The organism is uncultured Salegentibacter sp., assembly GCF_963972535.1.
Classification (GTDB): Bacteria; Bacteroidota; Bacteroidia; order Flavobacteriales; family Flavobacteriaceae; genus Salegentibacter.
In genome coordinates this window covers 1-26,343 of sequence record NZ_CAXAVR010000010.1, presented here as the reverse complement: position 1 = coordinate 26,343, position 26,343 = coordinate 1, and the positions used below count along the sequence as shown (strand labels likewise).

Sequence of the window (26,343 nt, the reverse complement as noted above, 5' to 3'; positions counted from 1 at the left end):
ATTGTCAATTTTTTTAAAATTTAATTTTCAGACCAAGAGAATATGTTTTTGCAGTAGGATAAGCTGAACCGCCAACTCCTCGGTATAAAGGACTAGAAACATTACTGTTCAGGAAATTTTCGGGATCAAAAACGTTTGCTTCCGAAACTGTTAAGAGGTTGACTCCATTAAAAAAAATTCTGGCATTAGATAATCCCAAACTTGAAGCGTATCTTTCTGGAAAATCGTACCCGACTGTAACATCTTTTAATCTAAAGTAGGATCCACTTGAGAGCCAATAACTTGAAGGAGTTAAATCCATTCCACTCGGATCAACAGTTAATTTATATTGATAGCCATCTCCCGGGTTTTCTTCAGAGCGCCACCTGTTATTCACTGCTTCTAAATAATTACGTCCCTCGTGGTACAGCAAAGACCGGTGAGCATTATCATCGTAAATCTCTCCACCTACAACTCCTTGTAAGAGAACGCTAACATCAAAATTCCCAATAGTGAATGTGTTTGTTAATCCCCAAGAAAAGTCAGGCTGAGTATTTCCAATGATTGTCCTATCCTCTGCGGTTATACGGCCGTCACCATTTAAGTCCCTGTAACGACCTACACCAGGTGTGGCTGATGAAGGGCTTGCGGGATCTTCATCTATTTCTGCCTGATCCATATATACACCATCATATTGATAACCATAAAAGCTAAAAGCAGGGGCTCCTATCTTATTTATTTTTTGCATAGATCCAAAAGAACCTAAATTGAAAAGCATAGAGGCATTATCTCGTCCAAGTTCAGTGATTTCACTTCTGTTAAAGGAAAGGTTAAATTGCGTTGACCAGTTTAACCTTTCACGAGAAATATTCTGCGTTTGCAAAGCAACTTCTAACCCTCTATTCATTAATTCACCATTATTTGAAAAAACACTGGTATAGCCACTAAGAGCGGGCAAGGGAACATTTAATAGAAGATTGTCTGAAACTGAATGGTAAACATTAGCATCAAGATTGATTCTATTGTTCCATAGACCAATGTCAATACCTAAATTCCACTGTCTTGTCCCTTCCCATTCCAAATCTTCATTTTCAATGTTTGCAGGATAATAAGTGGTAAGAAGATTTTCACCAAGAGCCGCCCTTGCCAGGTTCATTCTACTCATCCAGATATAATCTTCAAAATTATCATTTCCGGTTACACCATAACTGGCTTTTAACTTGAGATTACTCATAATGGAAGATGAACGCAAAAAGTCTTCATCGGTAACTCTCCAGGCTCCTGAGACTGACCAAAAATCCCCCCACTTGTTTTCAGGTCCAAATCTTGAAGATCCGTCTCTTCTTATGGATGCGGACAGTATATAGCGGTTTAATAAACTATAGTTAACTCTTCCTAAATAAGATATAAGGTTTGTTTGGTTAGCATCATCATCAGCGATAACAATATCTCTTCCTGCGTGGAGCGAATGCAGTTCATCACTATCGTAACCTCTACGCCCAGCAATAGACATATAGTAATCGCGGTGATTAAATTCATAACCTGCTAATATATTCAAGGAATGATCATTGATTTTCTTATCAAAGGTTAAAGTGTTGGACCAAGTATAGCTTAAAGTACGAAAATTGTCTACGGTGAAACTTGGGGTGGTTATATAAGATGTTCCTAAATTATGATCGCCGCTTACATAATCTGAATTCTTTCCGGTTTCATAAAGTGGATTAAATGAAGTTCTGAAATCCAAACCATCCAATAATTCTATGTTGAGGAAAAAATTTCCCATACCCGTGAAACTTTCATGCTGAATATCATCATTTATTCGGTAAAGAGGGTGGCCATTATTAGGCCTAAATAAAATTGCATTATAATCTCCGAAACCATCCACTGTCAAAGGACCTCCTAAATATCCATTATTCCCGTAAACAGGAAAAATCGAGGGATATTGAACTGCCCATTCTATCGTCCTGTTATACGGCTCTTCTTCGTTGTCATAAAGCGACCTTAACATTCCTCCTATTTTGAGCCAATCATTTATTTGGCTTTCTGCATTCATGTTTAAAGAATATCTTTGATACTCTGAAGTAATAACAATTCCTTTCTGATCTAGATATCCAGCAGAAACGTAATAATTCGATTGTTCATTTCCTCCAGAATAACTCATATTAAATTGATGCATAGGAGCGACTCTGAAGATTACATCTTGAAAATCTGTATTTGGTAAAGTCTCTGGGTTTTCCAAAGCAGTAGGCCACGTATACTTGTAGTTCCCACGTGCTTCAATAGTATTAGGAGCACCAGGATCGCCTCCTTGATCGATCCATCCATTTTGCGCAGCATCAATGGCAGCCTGGGAATATTCAGAAGCATCCATTACGTCGATCTTTCGAATCACTTCTTGTAAGCTACTAGTGTAATCGAAAGTGAGCCTTGGTTTACCAGTTTTTCCTGACTTAGTGGTAACAAGTACAACACCGTTAGCTCCTCGAGAACCATAAATCGCTGCTGATGCCGCATCTTTTAAGACTTCAATTGATTTAATGTCAGAACTATTAATGGAATTCAAATCGAAACCAGGCAATTGAACGCCATCAACAACAATAAGAGGAGCCCCCCCCGCAGATATTGAATTAACGCCACGAATTTGAATTGATGATGAAGAACCTGGTCTACCACTTCCACTAATGACTTGAACTCCTGGCATTTTTCCAGAGAGAGCTTGGCCAAAATCCACCACCGGTCGACTGCTGACTTCATCCATTTCTAAAGAACCGACTGATCCGGTAATATCTTTTTTACTTATGCTTCCATATCCAACCACTACCACTTCATCCAAAGCCTGAGAGTCTTCTTCCATTTGAATATCTAAGGTAGTAGTTTCTCCCACAGTCCTTTCCGTAGTTGTCATACCGATATAAGTAAAAATCAAAACTGATTCAGCAGAACTCACTTCAATGCTGTAATTTCCATCAAAATCTGTCATCACCCCATTATTAGTGCCCTTTTCTTGTACCGTTACACTTGGAAGCGGCATCCCATTTGAATCTGTAACATTTCCTTCTATATTCATTTGAGGTTTGGATTTTTTCACCTTATTCCTTTTTACCGGTAAGTCCTCAGTAATTGCAATATTATTTCCCAAAACATCAAAACTAAATGGTGTCTCTTTAGATAGTGACGTTAGTATTTTCTCTAGATCTTCATCCTGAAAAGTATACTTACCGGAAAGTTTAGTTTCAATTTCTATTTCATTTCCATAAGCAAATTTAAAATCACTTTGAGACTCTATTTCTGATATTAATTCCTTGAGACTGGGATTGTCCAAAACGAAAGATATTTGGGCAGAATTACCAATTAATGGGAAGCAAAAAAACAATGTAAATAATAGTCTTTTCATATTAAATTATTTAATTTTGAAAATTAAAGTAGCCGCTCGATTTTTTACATCGATGTCACTTCTTGATTATAAAAAAGAGTTCTCTATTTGATCGTGGCGGACTCTTTTTTTATTTTTTTAAAATTTGTACTTCTTTAGTCTTAGGATTCATTTCATATTTAGTGTTATTTATAATTGATAAAATATTTAGTACTTGTTTTAGGGAATCAGATCTATTTATCCTAAGAGTTACGCGCTTATTTTTTGTATAGGGATTTTTCTGAAATTCACAATTAAACCTATCTTCAAGAAAATCCAGTAATTTATCAAGCTCAATATTATTTACATCAATAAATTCATTCCCTGTTTCAAAAGAGAGATCAGTTTCAAATTTCTCTATAAAAGTTTTGTTCTTTTCATACACAAAGCTCTCACCGGGTATTATCGCCCAGGATTCTACTCTTCCTTTTACAGAAACCACGACTTTCCCTGTATATAGCGCAATCTTAGCATCTTTTAAACCGTGTTCTTGGCTAACGGTAAAAGAGGTTCCCAAAACGGTAGTAGTAGTAGTGGCGGTCTCTACTTTAAAAACCTTCATGCTATCTTTTACAACCTTAAAAAAAGCTTCTCCAGTTAAATTTACTCCCCGAGTATTTTCAAACCTTTCTTTATAATTAATTTCTGAATTTGGTTTTAAAAGCACCAGGCTTCCATCGGGTAAAGCAATCTCTTTATCTAAAGAAGAATTATTTACCACCTGAATGTTTGGATTGTAAATATTAAGAAAGAAATATCCAGTAAATATAACCGCCAAAACAGCAGCTGCCCCGGAAACTTTATAAGAAAGCGTTCTCTTTTTTTTCCAGTTTCTTTTGGAAATACGTTTTTTAAACGCCCTCCAGGAAACTTCAACTTCAGTCTTAGAAACCTCCTTATAATCGGCTTCCCAAGACGCTTCCATTTCATTCTCTATGTCAGATTCGTAATTATTCACCTTTTTTGGTAAGAGTTTGTATTACTATAACAATTGAGATTTCAGAAGTTCCTAATAATTTTAAATAAATTTTAGGATTCACATAACTTTTCTTTAATATAATTATGAGCGAGATAGATATGATTTGCTATAGTTTTCTTAGATATTCCAAGGGAAACGGAAATCTCCTCATAGGTAAGGTTGTCTATTTTATGTAGTAAAAAAATTTTTTTTCTTTTAGGGGGAAGCTTTTCAATGACAAGTCTCAACTTTTTTATATTAGTGTTTTTAAACTCCACCTCCTCCGTTTCTTCATTTTGAGGTAGGTAGATCTCTTCAATTTGACCAACAGTCTTAGCTTCCCGTTTTAAATGGTTAAGAATAAGATTTTTGCAGATGATAAAAATTTGCTGATCTAAGGAAACATTATCCTTCAGCTGGTCTCGATTATCCCAAATTTTAATGAAAGTTTGTTGTACAAAATCATCAGATTCCATAGTAGCAGAATCAAATTTTTTAGAAAACCAATAAAGTTTTGAATAATAGATTTTATAAACCTTTTCAAGTGAATTTATATCCCCACTCTTGAGAGCTCTCACTAAAAAATAAGTATCCCCTTTTCCCATTGAAACTGAAAATTAACTAATCATTAATTGTTATAAACTTAACAAAAAATTAATAAAATAGTATATTTATGGATTGCATTTTTATGAATTTAATTAAATTTCCACGTCACTAGTGTCCGGTTAAGGAGCATGTGAATCATTGGGAAGTATGATTATATAAAGGATAAACGTTCATTGAAATATTTTTCGATTTGAAATTGAATTAGGGGAAATGATTGGAGCTTTGCCGGATGAATACAGGTAGGAAAATTTATCACAGGTTTTGGATTTTATATCAAAATATGAGTTTGAAAAATGTGTAGCGAAGTATAAAGGCAATTATAGAGTCAGGACTTTTACTTGCTGGGAACAATTCATCGTGATGATGTTTGCCCAGTTTACCTATCGTGAAAGCTTACGAGATATAGAGTCGTGTTTGGCTGCAATCTCTGGTAAACTCTATCACAGCGGAGTGAAAAGTAAAGTGAAGCGCTCCACCTTATCAGATGCCAATGAAAAACGGGATTGGCGTATTTATGCTGAATTTGCACAGCTCCTAATAGGAGAAGCCCGGGAACTTTATAAGGAAGACCATAAGTTTTCTGTAAACATAGATGAAATTGCCTATGCCTTGGACAGTAGTACCATTGATTTGTGTTTATCCCTGTTTCCATGGGCCAAATTCCGAAAGAATAAGGCAGCTGTTAAAATGCATACCCAATTGGATTTAAGGGGTAATATTCCCACTTTTATTGAGATTACGGATGGTAAAGTGCACGATGTAAATATTCTGGATGCTTTAACCTTAGAGCCAGGTGCTTTTTATATTATGGACAGGGCTTATCTGGATTTTGAGCGGCTTTACCATTTAAATGAATGTTTGAGTTTTTTTGTGATTCGTGAAAAACGCAATTTTAATTACAGAAGGGTTTATTCTAACAAGGTGGATAAAACCTTAGGGTTTAAGTGTGATCAGATCATAAAGCTCACGGGGTTTTATACCAAGCAGAAATATCCAGAAAAACTCCGGAGGATCAAATATTTTGATAAAGAGACAGGGAAAACTTTAGTTTTTTTAACCAATAATTTCACCTACCAAGCAACGATTATTGCTGAGCTATATAAAGAAAGATGGAAAATCGAATTATTTTTCAAATGGATTAAACAACATCTGAGAATCAAGAGTTTTTTTGGAACAAGCTTGAATGCGATTTATACCCAAATATGGATAGCAGTAAGTGCATATCTGATAATTGCAATTATGAAGAAAAGACTGAAAATAGAGCTTGAACTTTACACTATTTTACAAATTTTGAGTATTAGCCTCTTTGAAAAAGTAACTGTAAATCAACTGCTTAACAATAAAGAATACAGAAACAATATTAATGACGATTATAACCAACTGAAAATGTTTGATTTATAACCGGACACTAGTGTTTCCACGTCATATTTTAAAGTATATAATTCAAACCAGACGTTGTTAAATTTGTCTAAAGAAGAGAGAAACTTATATTATAATAAATGCCGGATGGGAAAACCAATAATGACAATTATTCTTCCAACATAAGTAAATGCGACATAAGCCAAATAAGGGCATAGCATAGTATGTTAATGGAAAGATTTTAATTTAATCACTAAAGAAACATATCTTTTTTATTGAGTTAGTACAATTAAAATAGCAGAGCTAAAAGAGTGCCAATGGTTGTAAACTAAGACTAAAAAATATTAATTTTACCGGACTACCTTCAAAACTCAGTATACCATTTTAAAACTCCAAATTTGGTTCTTATCACTGCCAATTTTCTAAAGATCTAATTAAAGGTTTCTTTGGAAAGTTCTTACCAACCTTGTTTATTTTTTTTAGTAATTCAAATTGATGCAATTCGTCTTTTAGCTCCATTGAAAAACAAGAAATTCATTCGCTGCCTTTTAATTTGTATACGATTAACGACAAGAAATTACTGCATCAGTATAAAGATTATCTCAAACCTTAAATTATCTAGAATTGTTGTACATATGTTGTACCCAAGGAGAAACAAAAAAGCCTTACATTTCTGTAAGGCTTGATTTTGTTGGTGGTCCCACCTGGGCTCGAACCAGGGACCCCTTGATTATGAGTCAAGTGCTCTAACCAGCTGAGCTATAGGACCAATTCAAGTATTTCAACAATACCCGAATTTTAGGAGTGCAATATTATGATATATTTTTAACTCCTGCAAGGTGAAATGCAATTTCTTAATCGCTAACTCCCTCTCTTTTGGGGAGGGCCGGGGAGGGGCTTTTTTCCTGGCATAACTCTACCAAAACCCCGTGGGAACTTTTAGGGTGCATAAAAGCAACCAGCTTATTATCGGCGCCCTCCTTTGGTTCGGTATTTATAAGCTTAAAACCTTCATTTTCCAGTCGGGCAATTTCAGCTTTAATATCATCTACCGCAAAAGCTATATGATGAATTCCCTCACCGCGTTTTTCAATAAACTTAGCAATAGGACTTTCGGGATTCGTAGCGGCAAGCAATTCAATTTTACTTTCCCCAATTTTAAAGAAAGAGGTGCTCACGCCTTCACTTTCTACCCTTTCGGTTTTATAATGTTCACTGCCTAAAACCGCGTTATAGGTGGCATTGGCCGCTTCAATATCTTTTACTGCAATCCCAATATGCTCAATTTTCTTCATTTTTCATTTTTTAAATAGATGCAGCAAGTTAAACTTCTAATTTTATAAATTCAAAATCGGTAAACTTCTATAAATTTAAAAAGAAAACACAACATCTTTACTCCAATAGGTTCGGTATTACTTAGGTTGCTTTTGAATAAGTTCATTTTGGCCTATCGAAAATTTATGGTGAAATTTGAAGTGAAGTTTCCGTAAAATTTTAGGCTGTTTGAGCCAACATAAATTTTAATGTAAGCAGCAGCTTAATTGGCGAGTTCCTAAAATTTAGGAAACGAGCATAAAAATTTAGATAAAGATTCGTAAGCCTGGATTTTTTTGGTTCGTTTTTTCATCAATGGAAAAAATGAACAAGTCAAATAATTAAGAATAGTATAATTCAAAATTAAGACTTGTACGCATAGTTTTTTACATTTAGGAGTATACCAATTTATTATAGTATTTTTGCCTTATGGAAGAGACAAACAGACAAAAGAAAATAGGAGGAGTTTTGCAGCGCGATCTAGCCGATATCCTGCAAAAGAACCTTAAAGATGCCGGGAGAACAGGAGTAATTATTTCGGTCTCTAAAGTGAAAGTAACTACAGATCTTTCTATTGCGAAAGCTTATATCAGTATTTTTCCGCAAAAACACGCGCAGGAAGTTATAGAGGAAATAAACCTTGGAAAGTCTAAGATAAAACACGAAATGGCACAGCGCACCAAAAACCAGTTGCGAAAAATGCCGGAAATCAATTACTACCTGGACGATTCCCTGGATTATATAGAAGGTATAGAAAAATCTATTAAAGGCGAAGAAAACCCAATAACCGATCCCGATCTACTGGAACGCCGGAAAAAATCTTAATTTGAAGTTCCCCTTCTACATCGCCAGGCGCTATCTTTTTAGCAAAAGCAGCAATAATGCTATTAATATTATTACCATTATTGCCGCCATAGGCGTTTTTGCAGGGGCTTTTTCATTGTTTATCGTACTCTCGGGTTTCGCCGGATTGAAGGATTTTAGCCTTTCGTTTTCCAATAAATTTGACCCTGATTTAAAAATTCTCCCGTCAAGCGGAAAAACCTTTCAGTTCCCTGACAACAAAGCCAATCAGCTCGCTGAAATTGAAGGAATAGCCAATTTCAGTAAAACCATTGAAGAACGAATTTTTCTCGATTACCGAAATAAAAATCACACGGCATTTATAAAAGGTGTTGATGACAATTACCGGCAGGTAACCCAAATAGACAGTGCGGTTTCGGGCTCCTGGTTAACCAATAGTGAGGCCCAGGTGGTGGTGGGAAACAGGATTTCCCGAAAACTGGGACTTAGTATTTTTAACTACCAAAACCTCTTAAATGTAATGGTGCCGCGCCCAGGAAAAGGGCAAATTACCGGTTTGAACCCTGGCCAGGCGTTTAACCAGGAAAAAGTGATTGTTAGCGGAATTTATAGTGTAAACGAAGAACTGGACGATAAATATGTATTCTCCAATCTTAATTTTGCCCAAAATCTTTTAGAATTAGATGAAAACACATTTTCTGCCATAGAAATTAAAACAATTCCAAATGCAAATACCGAAGTCGTCACTGCTGAAATAATAAACCTTTTTGGCGAAGAGATTATCGTAAAAAACAGAGCGCAACTCAACGAGACGCTTTATAAAATGCTGAACACCGAAAATCTTGCGGTATATCTTATTTTTACGCTGGTTTTGATAATCGCACTTTTCAATGTAGCCGGTTCTATTATTATGGTGATCCTCGATAAACGGGATAACATTAAAACATTATATAACCTTGGCGCTTCCGAAAGTCAGATCAAACAAATTTTCTTTACCCAGGGAATCCTTATGACGATTATAGGTGGGGCCATTGGTTTATCAGCTGCAGTTTTATTGGTTTACCTACAACTGCAATTTGATCTTGTTATGATCACGCCCAGCCTGCCCTATCCCGTAGCCATTACTTTTGAAAACATTCTTATCGTGATATTTACCATAGGAATTCTTGGACTTATCGCTTCTTTTATCGCCGCCGGAAGTAGTAGAAAAGCTTTAAAAGCGGTTTAGATTAAGCTTAGTGTTTCTGCCACGAATTCACGAATATTCGTCATCCTGAACTTGTTTCAGAGCTTGCTCCGAAATTCATTCGGAGATATAAGGCGTTGATATTCAGAACATATTAGAAGCTGAACCAAGTTCAGCTTGACGAAGTTACAAAGCTCCCCTCCTTTTAAAGGAGGGGAATGAATTCAGCGTAGCTGAAGAAAGGGGTGGTTGTACCCCAACAAATTAAGAACACAAAAATTCTGCGACATGAACCCCTCCGGCCTACGGCCACCTCCCCTTGAAAATAAGGGGAGGAGCTTAAAAAATATAAAAATCTTTTAAGAAATTAGATTCTGAAACCAGTTCAGAATGACGAATATTAGTGAATTCGTGGCTTAAATTGATTAAGCAAACTGAAAATCGGCAAAATCGCGTTCTACCTCATCAAATGCAGCAAAGACATCTACAGCATCATCGCTGGTTACCATTTTCATGCGGTGTTCTTTGAAATGTGGTATTCCTTTGAAATAATTGGTATAATGGCGGCGGGTTTCAAAAACACCCAGCTTCTCCCCTTTCCAGTCAATCGCCATTTGTAGGTGACGCCTTGCAGCATCCAGGCGTTCCAACATATTTGGCGGCGGTAAATGTTCTCCGGTTTCAAAGAAGTGTTTTACTTCTCTAAAAAACCAGGGATAACCAATACTGGCACGACCAATCATCGCACCATCAAGTCCGAATTTATCACGCATTTCTACCGCTCTTTCGGGCGTATCTACATCGCCGTTCCCAAAAACAGGGATATGCATTCGTGAATTATTCTTTACCTCGGCAATTGGCGCCCAGTTAGCTTCGCCTTTATACATTTGCACACGGGTTCTCCCGTGAATAGAAATAGCCTTACAGCCTACATCCTGAAGTCTCTCGGCAACCTCAACGATTTTAATAGAATCGTTATCCCAACCCAGACGGGTTTTTACGGTAACGGGTAAATTGGTATGCTTTACCATGGCTTCGGTAAGCGAAACCATAAGATCTATATCTTTTAAAATACCGGCGCCGGCACCTTTAGAAACCACTTTCTTAACGGGACATCCAAAATTAATATCAATAATATCGGGGCCAGATTTCTCTACAATTTCTACCGATTGCAACATAGATTCCAGGTTGGCTCCAAAGATTTGGATGCCTACCGGGCGTTCTTTTTCGTAAATATCAAGTTTCATGGTACTTTTCGCTGCATCGCGAATAAGCCCTTCTGAAGAGATAAATTCGGTATATACCACATCTGCACCCTGCTCTTTGCAAAGCGCACGGAATGGCGGGTCACTCACATCTTCCATCGGTGCCAACAGCAACGGGAAGTCTCCTACATCTATATTTCCTATTTTAGCCACTTCAGTTTATTTTGGAGTGCAAAAGTACAAAAAAAGTCAGCCCACCCCAACCCTCCCAAAGGGAGGGAGTTAAATCGCTTTTATTAAAATTATCGGAGTGTGGAGAGTTCCCCCTTTGGGGGTTAGGGGGCTTTACAACCTATCCCTTTCGGCAGCATCTATGCTGCGTTGGTTGTCTTCCAGTCTAAAGTTTCCGAAGTTATATTTAAATCCAACCCGCACATAGCGCATTTCTTCTTGCGCGAAATAGGAATTATCCTGGTTTAGATATTGCGAAGTTAACCTGGTATTGGTATTATTAAAAATATCGTTGATATTCAGGCTTAATTCTGCGCGATTATTCCATAAAGTTTTTCTTACTCCAAGGCTTAAAGTTGAAAACGGGTCAAAATTATAAGAACCGGTAATATAATCTGAAACGTAGGTAAAGCTTAAATTTCCTGAAAAAGTTCCGTCTTTTGACAGCGTAAATGAATTATACAACTGTCCAAAAACAGCATCAATTTCGTTGGTAACTTCTGCATTATTGCTTTCTACCGCTAAAAATGTATTTTCTTCGTGAAAAAGGGAAGCATATAATTGTGCATACCACCAGCCGGTAATTGATCTGCCGTGCAAAATGTCGAGTCCGTAGCTTTTACTTTCCAATAAATTGGCCTGCAACCTTCTAATGGTTAAGTTCTGATTGTCCTGAAAAGCTAAACTTGCAGGTGATCTTCCATTATCACGATAATACACATCGAAAAAATACTGCCCTAAAAGCGTATAATTCAGATTAATATTATTGCTAATTGCCGCACGTAAATTCGGGTTTCCGGCGTTAAAATCGTTTTCATTTAAAAAATATCTAAACGGGTTTAAACTTTCATAACGTGGGCGTTCAATTCTTCGGCTATAATCCAGCGTAAAACTATGATTATCTGAAGCTCGATATTGCAAATATGCCGTTGGGAACAATTCAAAATATTCCTGACGGTTTCGCTGATTTGTTGATAAAGACACTCCCAAAAGATCGGTATACTCTCCTCTTAAACCAACTTGCGCACTCCATTTTTCCCAATCCCTGGAGGTATTAATATAAACCGCAGAAACTGTTTCGTCATAATAAAAATCGTCGGAAAGATTATCATACAAATCGTCCAGGCTTTCTGCATTAGAAAAGTTGATCCCACTGTTAGAATTTATATTTGAAACCTTTGCTCCGGCATCGAAACTCATTTCGCCTAACGAACTATTAAAATCCAGTTGACCGGTAAAAATCTCTATATTTTGTCCCGAGGAAGTATTGAAATTGATATTTTGAACATTCTCACCGGCTGAATCAAAATAATTAGTGGCGACCTTTTGGTCACGCTCCTGGTTAAACCTGGTATAATGTGCCGCTGCCGAAAAACTACCTCCATTTTCAAGTTTATGGGTATAAGTTAGATCTAAGCCAATGTTATGTTCATCGGTACCAACCTCACTATCGGTCATAAAGTTTGAAAAAGCCGTATTTCCCTGTGTAGTAATATCGGTTCGCACCGAATTATCAAAAGTCTTGTCGGGTGAGAAAAAGAGGTTCGAAGAAAAACTTAGTTTATTTTTTTCATCGAAATCATAATCCAAAATCACATTCGCATTATGTGCCTGCGAGCGCGTAACTCTTTCAAAATCGCTTTCCCATCTTTGACCAAATTCTTCATTTGGACTAAAATTTATATAACTATCGTCTCGTTTTATCTCTTTCCGCGGACTAAAAGTATAATTCGCAAAAACGTTAAGCTTATCGCCTTTCCAATAGTGACTGGTTCCAAATTGGTATTTTGGAACAATTCCCTGCGTGTAAGCACCTTCTAAACTTCCCTTATAACCGGGTGAAATGGCAGATGTGGTATTGATATTTAGAATAGTACCACCTTCAGCTTCGTAACGTGCCGGCGGATTGGTAATCACTTCAATAGACTTTATATTTTCTGCCGAGTAACTTTGTAAAAGGGTTTGTAATTCATCTGCAGTAAGTTGCACTTTTCTGTCATTAATATAAACCGTAACTGAAGAATTTCTAACCTGTAATTGGCCTTGCGCTATAATCACCCCCGGGGTTTGTCTTAAAATATCCCAGCTGCTTCCACTGGAAAGCGTAGAATTTTCAACATCAAAAGTAATGCGGTCTATGCTTCGGGTAATTTTTGGTTTACGGGCGTTAATGGTTACTTCCTCTAAATTTGAAGCGCCCTCTTTTAAGGTAATCTTTCTTATTTTTTTATCTGAATTGACCGAAATTTGCTGAAGATATTCTTCATAGCCTACAAAACTTACTTTTAACAAATAATCGTTTGATGCAATTTCCTCAAACAAAAACTCACCATTATCTTCTGAAATAGTTCCCTTATATACCGATGTAGAATCTTCGGCATTTAATAATATAACATTCGCAAAAGCAATAGGCTCATTGGTTTCGGTAACCAATTTACCCTGTATAGTGTGCTGGGCAATTAGAGAATTTGTAAATAAAAAAAGTAGGGTAACTGGAAGTGGGAAAAAAGTTTTGGTCATATATATTGAATGGTCTTTAAGGAAAAATCAAACAAATATATACTTTCTTAAATAAAATGTAAAAGTTTTAAAGAATCTATTCGCTAATTCAGAATTATTCTCAATGACAGTAATAAAATTGGGCGGTTTATTCTATTGCATCATACAAAACCTGCTGAATATTGGTCCTGGTATTTAATTGGTAAAGCCTTGTGTTTTCCCGTGAAGGCAAAACCCTGTTTGAAAGAAAAAGATAGAGTAAATCTTCTTCGGGATCTACCCAGGCGTAAATTCCGGTAAATCCGGTGTGGCCAAAACTGGCTTTGCTGGCATCTTTTGCAGTATTGCTGCTTTCTCCCTTGTATTCTAAATATGGCTTATCAAAACCTACCCCACGGTGATTATCATTTTCGGGAAATTGTGCCGTACTCCATTCTTTTAAAGTTTCTTCTTCAATATAGCGCTCGCCAGCATATTCGCCCATGTTCAGGTACATTTGCATCAATTTTGCCAGGTCGTTAGCATTAGAAAATAGCCCGGCATTAGCCGAAACCCCGCCCATCATAATCGCTCCTTCATCGTGAACCATCCCGTGAATGGGTTTTTTTCGGAATAAATAATCGTGTTCTGTAGGTACAATTCGGCTTTTTTCAAAGCGTTCCAGCGGATTATAACCTAGAGTTGTAGCGCCAAGTTTATCGTAAAAATTTTCGTTGATATATTTTCTGAAATCTTCTCCACTAATTTCTTCAACTATAGAAGGAAGCAGGTAAAAAGTTAAACCCGAATATTTATATTTTGCTTCCTCTTCCAGCTCAGATTTCTTGATGGCTTTAAACATCTTCTTTTGGTAATTACGATGTAGCCACAAATCTCCACTTACTTTAATAGGAAACCTGGCAGAAGAATCTTTCTTAAAAGTGTACCATTTAAAGCTTCCGTTTTTGCGCAAGGTGTTTTTCCAATATGGAATCCAGGGTTTAAACCTTGCCTGGTGTGTTAGAATTTGCCGAAAAGGAACGCCCGCCTTATTCGAGTTTTTGAAGTACGGTAGGTAGTCGTCTATCCCGGCCTCTAAATCAAATTTTCCCTCGTCCTGTAATTTCATTAAAGCCGGTAAAGCCGAAGAAATTTTTGTTACCGAAGCCAGATCGTACAAATCGGTTTTCTTAACTTTTATGGTATCGCTGTATTCGTGGTAACCGTAAGCTTTGTGTAAAACAATTTTCCCATCTTTAGCGACTAGAATTTGCCCTCCCGGCGTCGCTTTTTTTTTAATAGCTTCCTGCATTAAGGAATCTACACCGCCATAAAGTTTTTCAGAATTCATCCCGGCATCTTCGGGCAGGGTATATTTAAATCTTATTTTTCCTTTAACATCCATCCCGTCTCCCGACTTGAATTTCTCACCAATACTCACCGGAAGTCTTCCGTTTGCTCCTACTCCACCAAAAATAAGTTGGGCTGCAAGGTCTTGCGTGATTTTGGTATCCTGATAAGTTAAAATTAAACCGGCTGCATTTTCAATTTTATCCAGTTTATTTATGGAATATGGATTTTTAAAATAGCTGAAAATCGTATGTTCTTTTTCGGCAAGTTCTGCAATGAAATCCTGAACTGGTTTTGAAAATTTCATTGTATTTCTCGGAAAACGGCTATCATCGTGAATTCCACCAATTACAAGGTTATATTCTAAAAGTTTCTCCCTAATCTTTTCTATTTCCGAAGCTTTTGCATCAGCTTTTAACTGAAAGTTTTTTACTTCGGTATATAAATTCAGCGTTTTCTGAAATTCGGTTTGTTTTGAAGCTCCAAAAGAGACTGAAGCTATCTTCAAAGTATCCAGCTTTCTTAAAGGCAATATACTTTTTTCGTTTTTCAATACGGTGAGTGAAGCTTCAACCAGTTTTCTGTTAAGAAAGTTAGCTTCCGCTGTATTGATCTCTTTCAGGATATTTTTAGGACTTTGCGCTTTAAATTCATTCAAACCAACCCATTGTTTTACCGCCAGGATTTTTCTTACCCGTTCATCTAACTGTTTTTGAGAAATTAATCCTTGCTTAATGGCTTTATTTACTTCCTCAATAGCTTTTGGAACATCTTCTGTAAACTCTAAGAGATCGTTACCCGCTAAAATAGCGTCTTTATCTACAATCCCGGGTTCGTTTCCCTTGGTTACGCCTTTCATATTCATCGCATCGGTCACGATTAAACCTTCAAAACCTAAACTATCTTTTAAAATTCCGGTGATGATAGATTTTGATAAGGTAGAAGGAACCCCGGTAGAATCCAGTGCCGGAATATTTAAATGCGCCACCATTACGCCGCCAATCCCGGCGTCTATCAATTCTTTAAAAGGGTACATTTCTAAGGAATCCAATCTTTCAAAAGGATGATTTATCTGCGGAAGCGCATAATGGGAATCGGTATCGGTATCTCCGTGGCCGGGAAAATGTTTAGCTGTGGTTAGCAGATTCGCATCCTGCATCCCACGCATATAAGCGATTCCTTTTGCGGAAACATTTTCTTTATTTTCCCCAAAAGAGCGGTAATTAATCACCGGGTTATTCGGATTGTTATTTACATCTACTACTGGGGCAAAATTAAGATGAAGCCCCGTACGCTTTATTTGGCGGGCCACTTCCTGCCCTAAATCGTACACTAAACTATCGTCACGAATTGCACCGAGGGCCATTTGATAAGGATAACTAATGGTATTGTCCAGTCGCATTCCAAGTCCCCATTCGGCGTCAATCGCTCCCAATAATGGAACTTCGGAAGCTAACTGGTAATCGTTCATCAACTTTAATTGAGTTTCAGGATCACCCTGGAAAAATATTAATCCGCCAATTTTTTGTTCGTTAATCAGTTTTAGAATTTCTTCTTTATGAGCATTATCCCGGTTAGAATAAGCCGCCACCATAATAAGTTGCGCAATTCGCTCTTTTGGAGTAAGCTCTTGCATTATAGAGTCAACCCATTTGCTGTTGGTATATTGAAGAAATTCCGGAGATTTCTTAACCTTTTCCTGGGCCTGAAGTATAAGCCCGAAAAAGGCCATTAAAAAAATGAATAAGCGTGATATTTTATTTCTCATTATTCAGCAATTGAATTTATACTTTAATATAGATACGTTTTTTATGTAACCAGTAACCCAACAACCACATAAGCAGCATATAAGAAATGGCAAACAGCAGCGAGGCGTTATAATTGTTTAGCCAGCTAAGATATAAGTTTTCATAAAGCCAGGGTTTGAGTGCCTGCCCATTAACATAAATAATATTCATAAGCATTACTGCCAGGCCAGACATTACAAAAACAAACAAAGGATTTTTTCCAAAAGCCTCGAAGAAAGTCGTCCATTTCTTAAAATTGAAAATTTCAATGATCAAAATTAAGGCCGAAAGCACTAAAAGCGTCCACCCGGTACTGTAAATTACGTAAGAGCTGCTCCAAATAGGTTTATTTATAGGAAAACAAAAATCCCAAATTTGCGCTATAATCAATAGTACGAGTCCGTAAACACTTAATTTTATTACCGTAGAAATATTATTCCCTGATTTTTGAATAAAAACGCCAGCAACATAGCCTGCAATTACATTTACAATTGCGGGAAGCGTACTTAATAAACCTTCAGGATCAAACGGAAGGCCATAACCTTTATAAAGATTGGCATCGTTAAATATTAATCGGTCAAACTTCAACGCGGCATTATGCTCTAAAGAAAGCGGATTAGGCTGATCGCCAAAAAACCACATAACAGCCCAATAGCCTAATAAAATTAAGCTTCCAAAAATGATAGATTTTTTCAGTTTTAAATAATGAAGAATTAGCGAGGCAAAAAGATAGCAAAGAGCAATGCGCTGCAAAACACCCATAATTCGCATATTCGCCAGATTCTTCAAAACCAGTTCCCCTTCCTGTCTAAATACGAACGGAAATGCGCTTAAAAATAACCCGATAAGAAAAATAAGTGCCGCCCTTTTAAAGACCTTTCTTAAAAATACACTTTCCGAAATGTTTTCATATTTACGTAGGCTAAAGCTCATCGCGTTGCCAATTACAAATAAGAAAGAAGGAAAAACCCAATCGGTTGGGGTAAATCCAGCCCAGGGAGCGTGTTTAAACGGTGCATAAATATGTGACCAGCTTCCCGGCGTATTCACCAGTATCATTAGCGCTACGGTAAATCCGCGCAATACATCTAAAGCTAAATAACGCTGGTTTTTTCCGGTTTTTGCTTCCTTAAATAGTTTATTGACTTTAGTCATTCTTCTTTATGATGCTCCTGAAAGCTGAGGTTTAGATTTAAAAATTCAAGTTTGTATTATCCCATAAAAGTATAAATTTCGATTAAATAATCAATCTTTTATAAAAAAATCGAAAAAGTATTTTTAAAAATAATTTTTTTATATACTTTTAAATTCAAAATAAATTCATTTTTTTAAAAGCTTAAAACAAACTATTAATGCTTTTATTTTAAAATATGACAACTCAAACTATGCCAACAGATCTACATGACTTTTTTATAGATGAAAAGAAACTATCTAATATTAATAATGTAGAGCGAAAGAAATTCCTTCAGAAATTAAAGATTACAAAACATCTATTTCTGAATGGTGAAACCTCAAACGCCGAAGTTTGCCAGCGCTTTAATGTAAGCCTACCTACTTCCATGTCTCTGCTCAATCAACTTATTGAGGAAGGCATAGTGATAAAAAAAGGTAGGGGGAAATCTGAAGGTGGCCGTAAACCAGATCTTTATGGACTTGTAGAGAATTCGTTTTTTGTGGTAAGTATTCATATAGAACGGTTTAGAATTAAGTTGGCAGTAATTGATAATAACCATACCATTCTACACGAACAATCCTGGCCCGCAGAGATTTCTACAGATTCTAATATTGTAGACCTCTTATTTGAGTGGACCCAGAAATTATTAAAAGAAGCTAAAGTGAAACTGGACCAGGTAATGGGTGTTGGTATAAGCATGCCTGGACTGGTTTCGGCTGAAGCGGGCAAAAACTTTACCTATTATCTAAGCGAACAGGAGCCCGAATCACTTAAAAATAAGTTCGAGAAAAAGTTTAAAAAACCCGTTGCTATTTTAAACGATGCAAAAAGTGCCTGTTTAGCTGAATTTCGATTTGGTACCGCCAAAAACAAGAGTAATGTTCTGGTAATTTCTATGGACTGGGGTATTGGCCTGGGAATTATTATGGGTGGCAGGATGCACAGCGGGGAATCTGGTTTTGCAGGCGAGTTTGGACATATTCCAATGACAGAAGATGGGCTGCTTTGCCACTGTGGTAAACGCGGTTGTTTGGAAACAGAAGCATCGGGACTTGCCCTGGTTAGAAAAACCAAAGAAGGTTTAAAAGCGGGTCAAACTTCGGTATTAAATAAACTTAAGAAGGAAGAGCTAGAAAAACTGGAGCCAGAAACTATTATTGATGCCGCAAACCGTGGCGACCAGTTTGCGATAAATGTACTTTCTGAAATAGGAATAAATCTTGGAAAAGGTATCGCAATCCTCATTCAAATCTTTAATCCCGAATTAGTGATTTTAGAAGGAAAAATAGCCGAAGCTAAACAGTTTATCACCACCCCAATTCAACAATCAATGAACACTTACTGTATGATGCAGCTTAAGGAACGCACCAAAATAGAACTCTCTACCCTGGGTGCAAATTCCAGTTTATATGGCGGTACCATAGCAGTAATGGACGATATTTTTAAAGACCAGGTTAGCCTGGTGAAATCCCAAATTAGTTAAAAAATTATGGCCAGATTAAATCTTTTAGAAGAAACACGTTTTGAAAAACTACCGGTAAAAGTTTATGAAGATGAACATATTGCCTCAAAAAAGGTAGCTAAACGAATTGCAGATCTTATTAGACGTAAACAAGACAAGCATGAAAATGCCGTGCTGGGCCTTGCTACAGGCGCCACCCCGGTAGAAGTTTACGAAGAGCTGATTAGAATGCATAAAGAAGAGAAGCTTAGCTTTAAAAACGTGATTACGTTTAACCTGGACGAATATTACCCCATGCAGCCTGATGCTAAACAGAGCTACGTGAAATTTATGGACGAAAACCTTTTTAACCATATAGATATAAAAAGGGAAAATATTCATATTCCAGATGGAACCCTGGCCAAAGAAGATATTACCGATTATTGTCTCGCTTATGAAAATCAAATAGGTGCTGTGGGAGGTTTAGATCTTCAATTACTGGGAATTGGTAGAACCGGTCACATTGGTTTTAACGAACCGGGTTCTGCTCCAAACTCAGGAACGCGTTTAGTAACATTAGACGATCTTACCCGAAGGGATGCTTCGCGAGATTTTGGTGGTAAAGAAAATGTGCCTACCAAAGCCATAACTATGGGAATTGGCACCATTTTTAAGGCAAAAGAGATTATTTTAATGGCCTGGAGCAAGAAAAAAGCTCCAATTATTAAAAAAGCGGTTGAAGGAGAAATGTCTGGAAATGTCCCAGCAACTTACCTTCAGCTTTCAGATAATGTAGAATTTATTTTAGATGAAGATGCGGCTTCAGAGTTAACAAGATTTAATACGCCGTGGTTAGTAAAAGACTGTTCCTGGAATAAAGCGCTTATTAAAAAAGCGGTAATCTGGCTTTCTTCCGAAGTAAAGAAACCAATCCTAAAACTTACTGACGAAGATTACAATAATAACGGAATGGCGCAACTTGCCACCGAGCAAGGCCCCGCCTACGATATTAATATAAATGTATTTAACCAGTTACAGCACAGTATAACCGGTTGGCCGGGAGGAAAACCCAATGCTGATGATACCCAGCGCCCAGAGCGCAAAAGCCCTGCAAAAAAACGTTCTATTATTTTCTCCCCACACCCAGATGATGATGTGATTTCTATGGGCGGAACTTTTATAAGACTGGTAGACCAGGGTCACGATGTTCACGTGGCTTACCAAACTTCAGGGAACACCGCTGTTTGGGATACCGATGTATTACGTTACGTAGAGTTTGCCATAGATTTTAAGAAAAGTACCGGGGAAGATACCGAAAAGCTGGAGGCTACTTACGAGAAAATGCGTGACTTTATCGATAAAAAAGAGCCTAACGAGATAGATTTAGATGAAATAAGAGATGTAAAAGCTTTTATTAGAAAATCTGAAGCGATTGCAGGTGCCCGTTATGCCGGCTTAAAAGATAAAAATATTCATTTTATGGCCCTACCTTTCTATGAGACCGGGAAAAAAGTGAAAAATCCTGTAACCGATAAGGATGTTGAACTTACCATGGAATTATTGAAAGAGGTAAAACCTCATCAAATATTTGCCGCCGGCGATTTTGCCGATCCTCATGGAACTCATATTGTATGTTTCAGAATTATCCTTGAAGCTATGAAAAGGCTTAGAAAAACTGAATCCTGGACCAAAGACTGCTGGTTATGGATGTATCGTGGCGCATGGCAGGAATTTGAAGTGCACGAAATTGAAATGGCCGTACCGCTTTCTCCCAAAGAAGTACAACGCAAAAGAGACGCTATTTTCCAACACCAGTCGCAAAAAGACAGGCCGGTATTCCCTGGCGATGATGAACGGGAATTCTGGGTAAGAGCAGAAGAAAGAAATCGCGAAACAGCCGAAAGTTATGATAAACTGGGATTAGCGAATTACGAAGCAATGGAAGCTTTTGTAAAATGGAAATTCGAATAGATCAATGAAAAAATTAATTCCTGTTTTTTATTTAATAATGGCTATGGCTATTATTTCCTGCGGAAGTAACCCTTACGCAAAAACCAATCGTTTACATAAAAAACAGGCAATGGCTTACAGTAAACAGTTACAGCAGTTCCCCACCCCCGAAAACCAGAAAGAATCCGCACTCAATTATGGTGACTACTGGGTGGGAACTACTAATTTTAACCTGAGAAAACCCAATTATGTTGTAATTCACCATACCGCTCAGGACTCTGTTGGCCAAACATTAACCACTTTCACCCTTCCCAGAACCCAGGTAAGTTCACATTATGTAATTGCCAAAAACGGTGAAATTTTTCATATGCTGAATGATTACTACCGCGCCTGGCACGGTGGAATTGGGAAATGGGGAAATAATACCGATTTAAATTCCTCTTCCCTGGGGATTGAAATTGATAATAATGGGAAAGAAGAATTTACCGACCTTCAAATAAATAGTTTAATTGAATTGCTTAAAGAAATTAAGGAAAAATACAGTATTCCTGATGAAAATTTTATTGGCCATTCAGATATTGCGCCCTCAAGAAAAGTAGACCCCAACGCTAATTTCCCCTGGAAACGTTTAGCCGAAGAAGGTTTTGGGTTCTGGTATGATGAAGCTGAAGTAGAAAATTTAAAACTGGAAGCCGAATTTTTTAAACCGAATCCTTTGGCGATTCACTTCAACAACCGGCTTAATACACGAATTCCATTTATAGATAAATTGGTTTTCCCTGAAGTAATTCCAGCAGATTTTAATGTTGAAAATGCATTAAAAATTATAGGCTTTGATACGTCAGATCTGGAGGCTGCAAAAAGCGCTTTTAAATTGCATTTTATACAAAAAGATTTAGACCAGCCTTTTGGTAAGCACGATCTAAAAGTCCTTTACCAGCTGCATAAGAAGTATTTGTAAGAAAGTATTATGTCAAACGGAACTAGATTTTAGTTCTAACATCCTATATCCTGAAACAAGTTCAGGATGACGACTTCAATAAACACTTGCAGAATACCTTTTTAATAGTATCAGATTTATAAAAACTACATCTTCACTTCTTCACCTTCAGAATTAGTAAAAAGATCGGTGTTTTTAAGGTAGATTAAGCCTTTATCTTCTTTGTTTAAAATTCGCTTGGTTCGTAGGTAGCGATTGTAGTTGTATTCATCAAAATCTTCGGCTTCCGTATCAAAATTACTAATATGCACCTCGCCCATAGAATGAATAAACTTGTTATCACCAATCCACATTCCTACATGAATCACGCGCTCTGAAGTAGAATCGGTTGCCGGTTTTCCAAAGAAAAGCAGGTCGCCTTTTTCAAGATTTTCAAAGTTCTTATCAGTATCAACAACATCACCGGTGTGAATTTGCTGGGACGCATCCCGCGGAATTACCATCCCGTTCAGGAAAAATATGGTTTTGGTGTAACCGCTGCAATCTACTCCTTTAGGAGAAGTCCCACCCCATAAATATGGTAAGCCCATTAATTTATGTGCAGTAGCAACCAAATCTTCTTCGGTTTGATCTAAAGAAGCCAGCCATTCTTTATAAGGGTGAGCGTAGGCTTTCTCTACAAAGGCTTTTTTTCCATTTGGATATTCTACCTTATAAAAATTATTTTCCTCGCTTATAAGCTCTAAAATGTTCCCAGCTACAAGATCTGAAACTGTTTGAGCGTCAGAATTGGCATCGGAATAAGAATTACCCGTAGGCTCGGTAAAAATTAATTTATCCTGAGATTTCCAATTGGCAAATTCTTCTTCAGTCATATTTTCAATTCCGCCGTAATCTACCCAGGCCAAATAGCCTTCCGGAGTTTGAACAAAATACCAACTCCCTTCTTTTTTGTAAACTTTAAGCGGCATTCCCAGGGTTGCCTGGGTTACCAGTTGCGCCGAATGTTTGGGCTCATCCCTTAAGTTTGCCACTGAAATTTTTACAACCCCGCGAATTTCATTCTCCAAACCTTCAGTATCTGGAAGGACCCGAATGCTATCGGTAAACTTGATATTTTCTGACTCTAGCTTTTCTTTTAATGAATTTACCGCTTCAGGATCGTTAGATTCTCCTTTAAGAATATAAGTTTCTCCGTTTTTTTCAGCTGTAACTTCAAAGAGGGCTACCCGGCCATCTGGCGCGTAGGTTTTTTCTACTTCTTCTATTTGGTTTTGAAGCGGATTCTCCTCTTTTTTTTCTTCCTTCTCCTCGCAGGAAGCGAATAAGAAAAGTGTTAAGAGGAAGGGTAAATAAGATTTTGCAATTAGTTTCATTGGTAATTATTTTTACTTTTTAAGAAGCTTAGATTCTGAAGCGAGTTCAGAATGACGTGATTTTCTAATTTTCGTATAGCTCAACCCCAGTGCCATTTCTTTCTGGGAAATGTACTTTTTCATCATAAACTTTTACACCATCGGCGATATCATTTTTAATTAAAAGTCCACCGTCCATATCTACATAATCCAAGAGCGGCAATAATTGTGCAATGGCTGAAATTCCAACCGTAGATTCAGTCATACAACCCACCATTACTTTTAAACCAAGTGATTTTCCTTTTAAAATCATTCTTTTCCCGGGCGTTATTCCGCCGCATTTGGTAAGCTTAATGTTTATTCCGTGAAAATAGCCTGCGCACTTTTCAACATCACTTTCTTCAATACAACTTTCATCGGCAATAAGTGGTAAAACCGATTCTTTATAAAGCCTTTCCATTCCCTCCCAATCATTTGCTTTTAAAGGCTGCTCTAAAAATTCAACATTCAATTCTTTTAAAATTTTCGCATTTTCTATAGCCTGATCTACCGTCCAGGCGGCATTAGCATCTACCCGAAAAATTGAATTTGTATGTTTTCGCAGTTCTTTTACAATAGCTACATCATCTTCGGTTCCGAGTTTGATTTTATAAAGCGGCCAGGGAAATTCTTTAATTTTCTGAACCATCTTTTCTACAGAATCTATCCCTATAGTATAGTTGGTAAGCGGAATATTCTTTAAATCCAGCCCCCATAATTGATAAAGTGGTTGCTGATTTCTTTTTCCGTGGAGATCATGCATCGCCATATCCAGTGCACAAAGCGCAAATGGATTCTCTTTTAAATGCGGATAAGTTAAATCCCATAGTTCTTCTGGTTCCAGGAGAATATTTTCAGCAATTAAGTCTTCAATCTTAAGAATATCGGCCTGCATTTTTTTAATCGTAACTCCGTAATAGGAAGTTGCCGTAGCTTCCCCATAACCCGTAAATCCGCGGTCGCTTAAGGAAACGATTAAAGTTGGCTGAACATCTCTGGAACCGTGACTTATGGTAAAGGTGTTTTTTAGTTCCAGGTTGTATGGATGAAATTTTAGCTCCATTTTCTTAGAATTTTAGTCAATAGAAACCTCATCGGTTTTAGCTCTGTATAGGGCGAAAAGTCCTAACATAGTAATTGCGGCGTTAACCAGCAAAATTTCAAAACCGAACTGATAGCCGTTTAACCAGGCTTCAGAATTGAAATCTAAAATTACTGAAATTACCGGTGATAAAATGCATACCACGGGTACCCATTTATCCCTAACCGGATTTTTACTCAACAAACCATAAGCGAATAGACCCAGAAGTGGGCCATAGGTAAAGCCAGCGACTTTAAATACGGCGCTTACCACGCTGCTATCATTTAGCGAATTAAAGACTATAATTACAATGAACATTAAAATGGTAAACCCAATATGAACCAATAACCTGGTCTTTTTCTGATTTTTTTCTTTTTTCTGAATATCTAAAATATCCACACAAAATGAAGTGGTAAGTGCTGTTAATGCTGAATCTGCACTGGAAAATGCCGCGGCGGTAATTCCTAAGAGGAAAACAACACCGGCAAGAATTCCAAAGTGATTTAATGCCAGTAATGGATAAAGATCATCTGTTCTTTCGGGAATGGCGATTCCCTGGTCCATCGCGTATTTATAAAGCAGAACTCCCAGAGCTAAAAAAAGCACAGTAGAAAAGAAAAACACGATAGAAAACCAGAAAATATTCTTTTGTGCTTCGCCTTTACTTTTACAGGTTAAATTTTTCTGCATTACGTTTTGGTCAAGCCCATTCATCGCAATGGTAATAAATATTCCCGCCAGGAAACTCTTGAAAAACGCATTATTAGAGCGCCAATTCCAGTCGAAAATTGTAGATTTTTCACTGTTAGCAACGGTTGCGAATACATCGGTAAATTTAAGTCCCATATGGTCTACGATCATAAAAATACTGATCACCACAGCTAACAACAAGAAAGTAGTTTGCAGGGTATCTGTCCACACGATGGTTTTGATCCCTCCTCGAAACGTATATAACCAAATTAAAGCAATGGTGATCATTACCGTAACCCAAAACGGAATTCCAAAAGCATCAAAAAATGCAATTTGCAAGACTAAAGCCGCTAAAAATAATCGAAAAGAAGCACCTATTGTTTGGGAAATAAGGAAAAACGAAGCCCCGGCATAATAGGAATTCTGCCCGAAGCGATCTTTTAAATATTCATAAATAGAGATCAATTTCAATTTATAGAATAACGGAATTAAAACTAATGCAATCACCGCATATCCTACCATATTCCCCATCACGAATTGCAAATAAGTCCAGTTAGAGTTACCAACTTCCCCTGGAACAGAAATAAAAGTAACGCCAGAAAGGGTTGCGCCAACCATCCCATAGGCTACCAGGAACCAGGGCGATTGCCTGTTTGCAGTAAAAAAGGTATTGTTATCGGCTTGCTTGGAGGTAAAATGACTAATAGCCAGTAATAAAAGAAAATAACCGGCTATTACGCCAAAAACGAGAATAGGGCTCATATATGATTAATTTACTCGATAATCGAGATTTATTGTTCCGGGGCATGCCTCGAAATCTAAAATACTTTTCATTTTTTACATCGTGGGCTTGCCCCGAATTAATTTACTTTAATTTCTATAAACTCGCTCTGATTACCGGTACGATCTACCGCGGTAACTCCAATTTTTTGAAGTTTAGTTTTCTTCTCTCCTACTTCTTTCTGCAAATCCTGACTTCTTTTTTCGGAATTTAAAATTTTATA

The 26,343-nt window shown here is 37.2% G+C and carries 17 protein-coding genes and 1 tRNA gene; 6 read left to right on the top strand and 12 right to left on the bottom strand.

The genetic code is table 11. The features are described 5' to 3' along the window. Positions 1–13: 13 nt before the first annotated feature. From AACZ30_RS02690 to AACZ30_RS02680, 3 genes are all read right to left on the bottom strand, one after another. Positions 14–3,373, bottom strand: coding sequence for a SusC/RagA family TonB-linked outer membrane protein (locus AACZ30_RS02690; protein ID WP_339647664.1), 3,360 nt, complete (start codon positions 3,371–3,373; stop codon positions 14–16). A 109-nt stretch (positions 3,374–3,482) separates the two neighbouring features. Continuing rightward, positions 3,483–4,349: a FecR family protein gene (locus AACZ30_RS02685; RefSeq protein WP_339647662.1), complete on the bottom strand. Its 867-nt coding sequence runs from the start codon at positions 4,347–4,349 to the stop codon at positions 3,483–3,485. 71 nt (positions 4,350–4,420) lie between these two features. After that, the gene (locus AACZ30_RS02680; protein WP_339647660.1) at positions 4,421–4,954 is read right to left on the bottom strand and encodes a sigma-70 family RNA polymerase sigma factor; all 534 of its coding nucleotides are present in this window, start codon (positions 4,952–4,954) and stop codon (positions 4,421–4,423) included. A gap of 262 nt (positions 4,955–5,216) precedes the next feature. Between AACZ30_RS02680 and AACZ30_RS02675 the strand changes: the two genes are divergently transcribed. Continuing rightward, a complete protein-coding gene (locus AACZ30_RS02675) occupies positions 5,217–6,356 on the top strand; it encodes an IS4 family transposase (protein WP_339647658.1) in 1,140 nt (379 codons plus the stop codon). A 650-nt stretch (positions 6,357–7,006) separates the two neighbouring features. On the opposite strand, the gene AACZ30_RS02670 is transcribed toward AACZ30_RS02675, so the two are convergent. Together AACZ30_RS02670 and mce are read right to left on the bottom strand one after the other, a co-directional pair. Continuing rightward, positions 7,007–7,083 (bottom strand) — tRNA-Ile (locus AACZ30_RS02670). Between the two features lie 85 nt (positions 7,084–7,168). Then, positions 7,169–7,609, bottom strand: a complete 441-nt coding sequence (mce, locus tag AACZ30_RS02665) for a methylmalonyl-CoA epimerase (RefSeq protein ID WP_208223615.1) — start codon at positions 7,607–7,609, stop codon at positions 7,169–7,171. Positions 7,610–8,057: 448 nt separating this feature from the next. Between mce and rbfA the strand changes: the two genes are divergently transcribed. Both rbfA and AACZ30_RS02655 read left to right on the top strand, forming a co-directional pair. Continuing rightward, complete coding sequence (gene rbfA, locus AACZ30_RS02660) at positions 8,058–8,453, top strand: 30S ribosome-binding factor RbfA (protein ID WP_037318333.1); 396 nt, start codon at positions 8,058–8,060, stop codon at positions 8,451–8,453. Position 8,454: 1 nt separating this feature from the next. Next, a complete protein-coding gene (locus AACZ30_RS02655; RefSeq protein ID WP_208223613.1) occupies positions 8,455–9,660 on the top strand; it encodes an FtsX-like permease family protein in 1,206 nt (401 codons plus the stop codon). Between the two features lie 383 nt (positions 9,661–10,043). Here AACZ30_RS02655 and dusB read toward each other — a convergent pair whose 3' ends face one another. The 4 genes from dusB to AACZ30_RS02635 form a co-directional block, all read right to left on the bottom strand. Next, the gene (dusB, locus tag AACZ30_RS02650; RefSeq protein WP_339647646.1) at positions 10,044–11,036 is read right to left on the bottom strand and encodes a tRNA dihydrouridine synthase DusB; all 993 of its coding nucleotides are present in this window, start codon (positions 11,034–11,036) and stop codon (positions 10,044–10,046) included. A gap of 132 nt (positions 11,037–11,168) precedes the next feature. After that, positions 11,169–13,574, bottom strand: coding sequence for an outer membrane beta-barrel family protein (locus tag AACZ30_RS02645; protein WP_339647644.1), 2,406 nt, complete (start codon positions 13,572–13,574; stop codon positions 11,169–11,171). A gap of 127 nt (positions 13,575–13,701) precedes the next feature. Continuing rightward, the gene (locus AACZ30_RS02640) at positions 13,702–16,650 is read right to left on the bottom strand and encodes a glycoside hydrolase family 3 N-terminal domain-containing protein (protein ID WP_339647642.1); all 2,949 of its coding nucleotides are present in this window, start codon (positions 16,648–16,650) and stop codon (positions 13,702–13,704) included. 16 nt (positions 16,651–16,666) lie between these two features. Continuing rightward, positions 16,667–17,824, bottom strand: coding sequence for a heparan-alpha-glucosaminide N-acetyltransferase domain-containing protein (locus tag AACZ30_RS02635; RefSeq protein WP_339647641.1), 1,158 nt, complete (start codon positions 17,822–17,824; stop codon positions 16,667–16,669). Between the two features lie 215 nt (positions 17,825–18,039). Between AACZ30_RS02635 and AACZ30_RS02630 the strand changes: the two genes are divergently transcribed. From AACZ30_RS02630 to AACZ30_RS02620, 3 genes are read left to right on the top strand one after another with little or no spacing between them, the layout of a single operon-like run. Further along, positions 18,040–19,326 carry an ROK family transcriptional regulator gene (locus AACZ30_RS02630; protein WP_339647640.1) on the top strand — a complete coding sequence of 429 codons (1,287 nt, stop codon included), beginning with the start codon at positions 18,040–18,042 and terminating at the stop codon, positions 19,324–19,326. 6 nt (positions 19,327–19,332) lie between these two features. Beyond that, positions 19,333–21,255, top strand: coding sequence for a glucosamine-6-phosphate deaminase (nagB, locus tag AACZ30_RS02625; RefSeq protein ID WP_208223607.1), 1,923 nt, complete (start codon positions 19,333–19,335; stop codon positions 21,253–21,255). 4 nt (positions 21,256–21,259) lie between these two features. Beyond that, on the top strand, positions 21,260–22,195 hold the full coding sequence (locus AACZ30_RS02620) for an N-acetylmuramoyl-L-alanine amidase (protein WP_339647638.1): 936 nt from the start codon (positions 21,260–21,262) through the stop codon (positions 22,193–22,195). A 125-nt stretch (positions 22,196–22,320) separates the two neighbouring features. Here AACZ30_RS02620 and AACZ30_RS02615 read toward each other — a convergent pair whose 3' ends face one another. The 3 genes from AACZ30_RS02615 to AACZ30_RS02605 all read right to left on the bottom strand — a co-directional run bounded on the left by AACZ30_RS02615 (position 22,321) and on the right by AACZ30_RS02605 (position 26,101). Then, a complete protein-coding gene (locus AACZ30_RS02615; protein ID WP_339647637.1) occupies positions 22,321–23,550 on the bottom strand; it encodes an NlpC/P60 family protein in 1,230 nt (409 codons plus the stop codon). A gap of 64 nt (positions 23,551–23,614) precedes the next feature. After that, positions 23,615–24,631, bottom strand: coding sequence for a dipeptide epimerase (locus AACZ30_RS02610; RefSeq protein WP_208223601.1), 1,017 nt, complete (start codon positions 24,629–24,631; stop codon positions 23,615–23,617). Between the two features lie 12 nt (positions 24,632–24,643). Continuing rightward, positions 24,644–26,101 (bottom strand): sodium:solute symporter, encoded by a 1,458-nt coding sequence (locus tag AACZ30_RS02605; protein ID WP_339647636.1) that lies wholly within the window; start codon positions 26,099–26,101, stop codon positions 24,644–24,646. Between the last annotated feature and the right edge of the window lie 242 nt (positions 26,102–26,343).

Excerpts from the sequence above, each read along its gene's own strand:
- AACZ30_RS02615 (WP_339647637.1), bottom strand. The coding sequence starts at position 23,550 with ATGAAACTAATTGCAAAATCTTATTTACCCTTCCTCTTAACACTTTTC.
- AACZ30_RS02645 (WP_339647644.1), bottom strand. The coding sequence starts at position 13,574 with ATGACCAAAACTTTTTTCCCACTTCCAGTTACCCTACTTTTTTTATTT.
- AACZ30_RS02630 (WP_339647640.1), top strand. The coding sequence starts at position 18,040 with ATGACAACTCAAACTATGCCAACAGATCTACATGACTTTTTTATAGAT.
- AACZ30_RS02635 (WP_339647641.1), bottom strand. The coding sequence starts at position 17,824 with ATGACTAAAGTCAATAAACTATTTAAGGAAGCAAAAACCGGAAAAAAC.
- AACZ30_RS02605 (WP_339647636.1), bottom strand. The coding sequence starts at position 26,101 with ATGAGCCCTATTCTCGTTTTTGGCGTAATAGCCGGTTATTTTCTTTTA.
- AACZ30_RS02690 (WP_339647664.1), bottom strand. The coding sequence starts at position 3,373 with ATGAAAAGACTATTATTTACATTGTTTTTTTGCTTCCCATTAATTGGT.
- nagB (WP_208223607.1), top strand. The coding sequence starts at position 19,333 with ATGGCCAGATTAAATCTTTTAGAAGAAACACGTTTTGAAAAACTACCG.
- AACZ30_RS02680 (WP_339647660.1), bottom strand. The coding sequence starts at position 4,954 with ATGGGAAAAGGGGATACTTATTTTTTAGTGAGAGCTCTCAAGAGTGGG.
- AACZ30_RS02620 (WP_339647638.1), top strand. The coding sequence starts at position 21,260 with ATGAAAAAATTAATTCCTGTTTTTTATTTAATAATGGCTATGGCTATT.
- AACZ30_RS02610 (WP_208223601.1), bottom strand. The coding sequence starts at position 24,631 with ATGGAGCTAAAATTTCATCCATACAACCTGGAACTAAAAAACACCTTT.
- mce (WP_208223615.1), bottom strand. The coding sequence starts at position 7,609 with ATGAAGAAAATTGAGCATATTGGGATTGCAGTAAAAGATATTGAAGCG.
- AACZ30_RS02640 (WP_339647642.1), bottom strand. The coding sequence starts at position 16,650 with ATGAGAAATAAAATATCACGCTTATTCATTTTTTTAATGGCCTTTTTC.
- rbfA (WP_037318333.1), top strand. The coding sequence starts at position 8,058 with ATGGAAGAGACAAACAGACAAAAGAAAATAGGAGGAGTTTTGCAGCGC.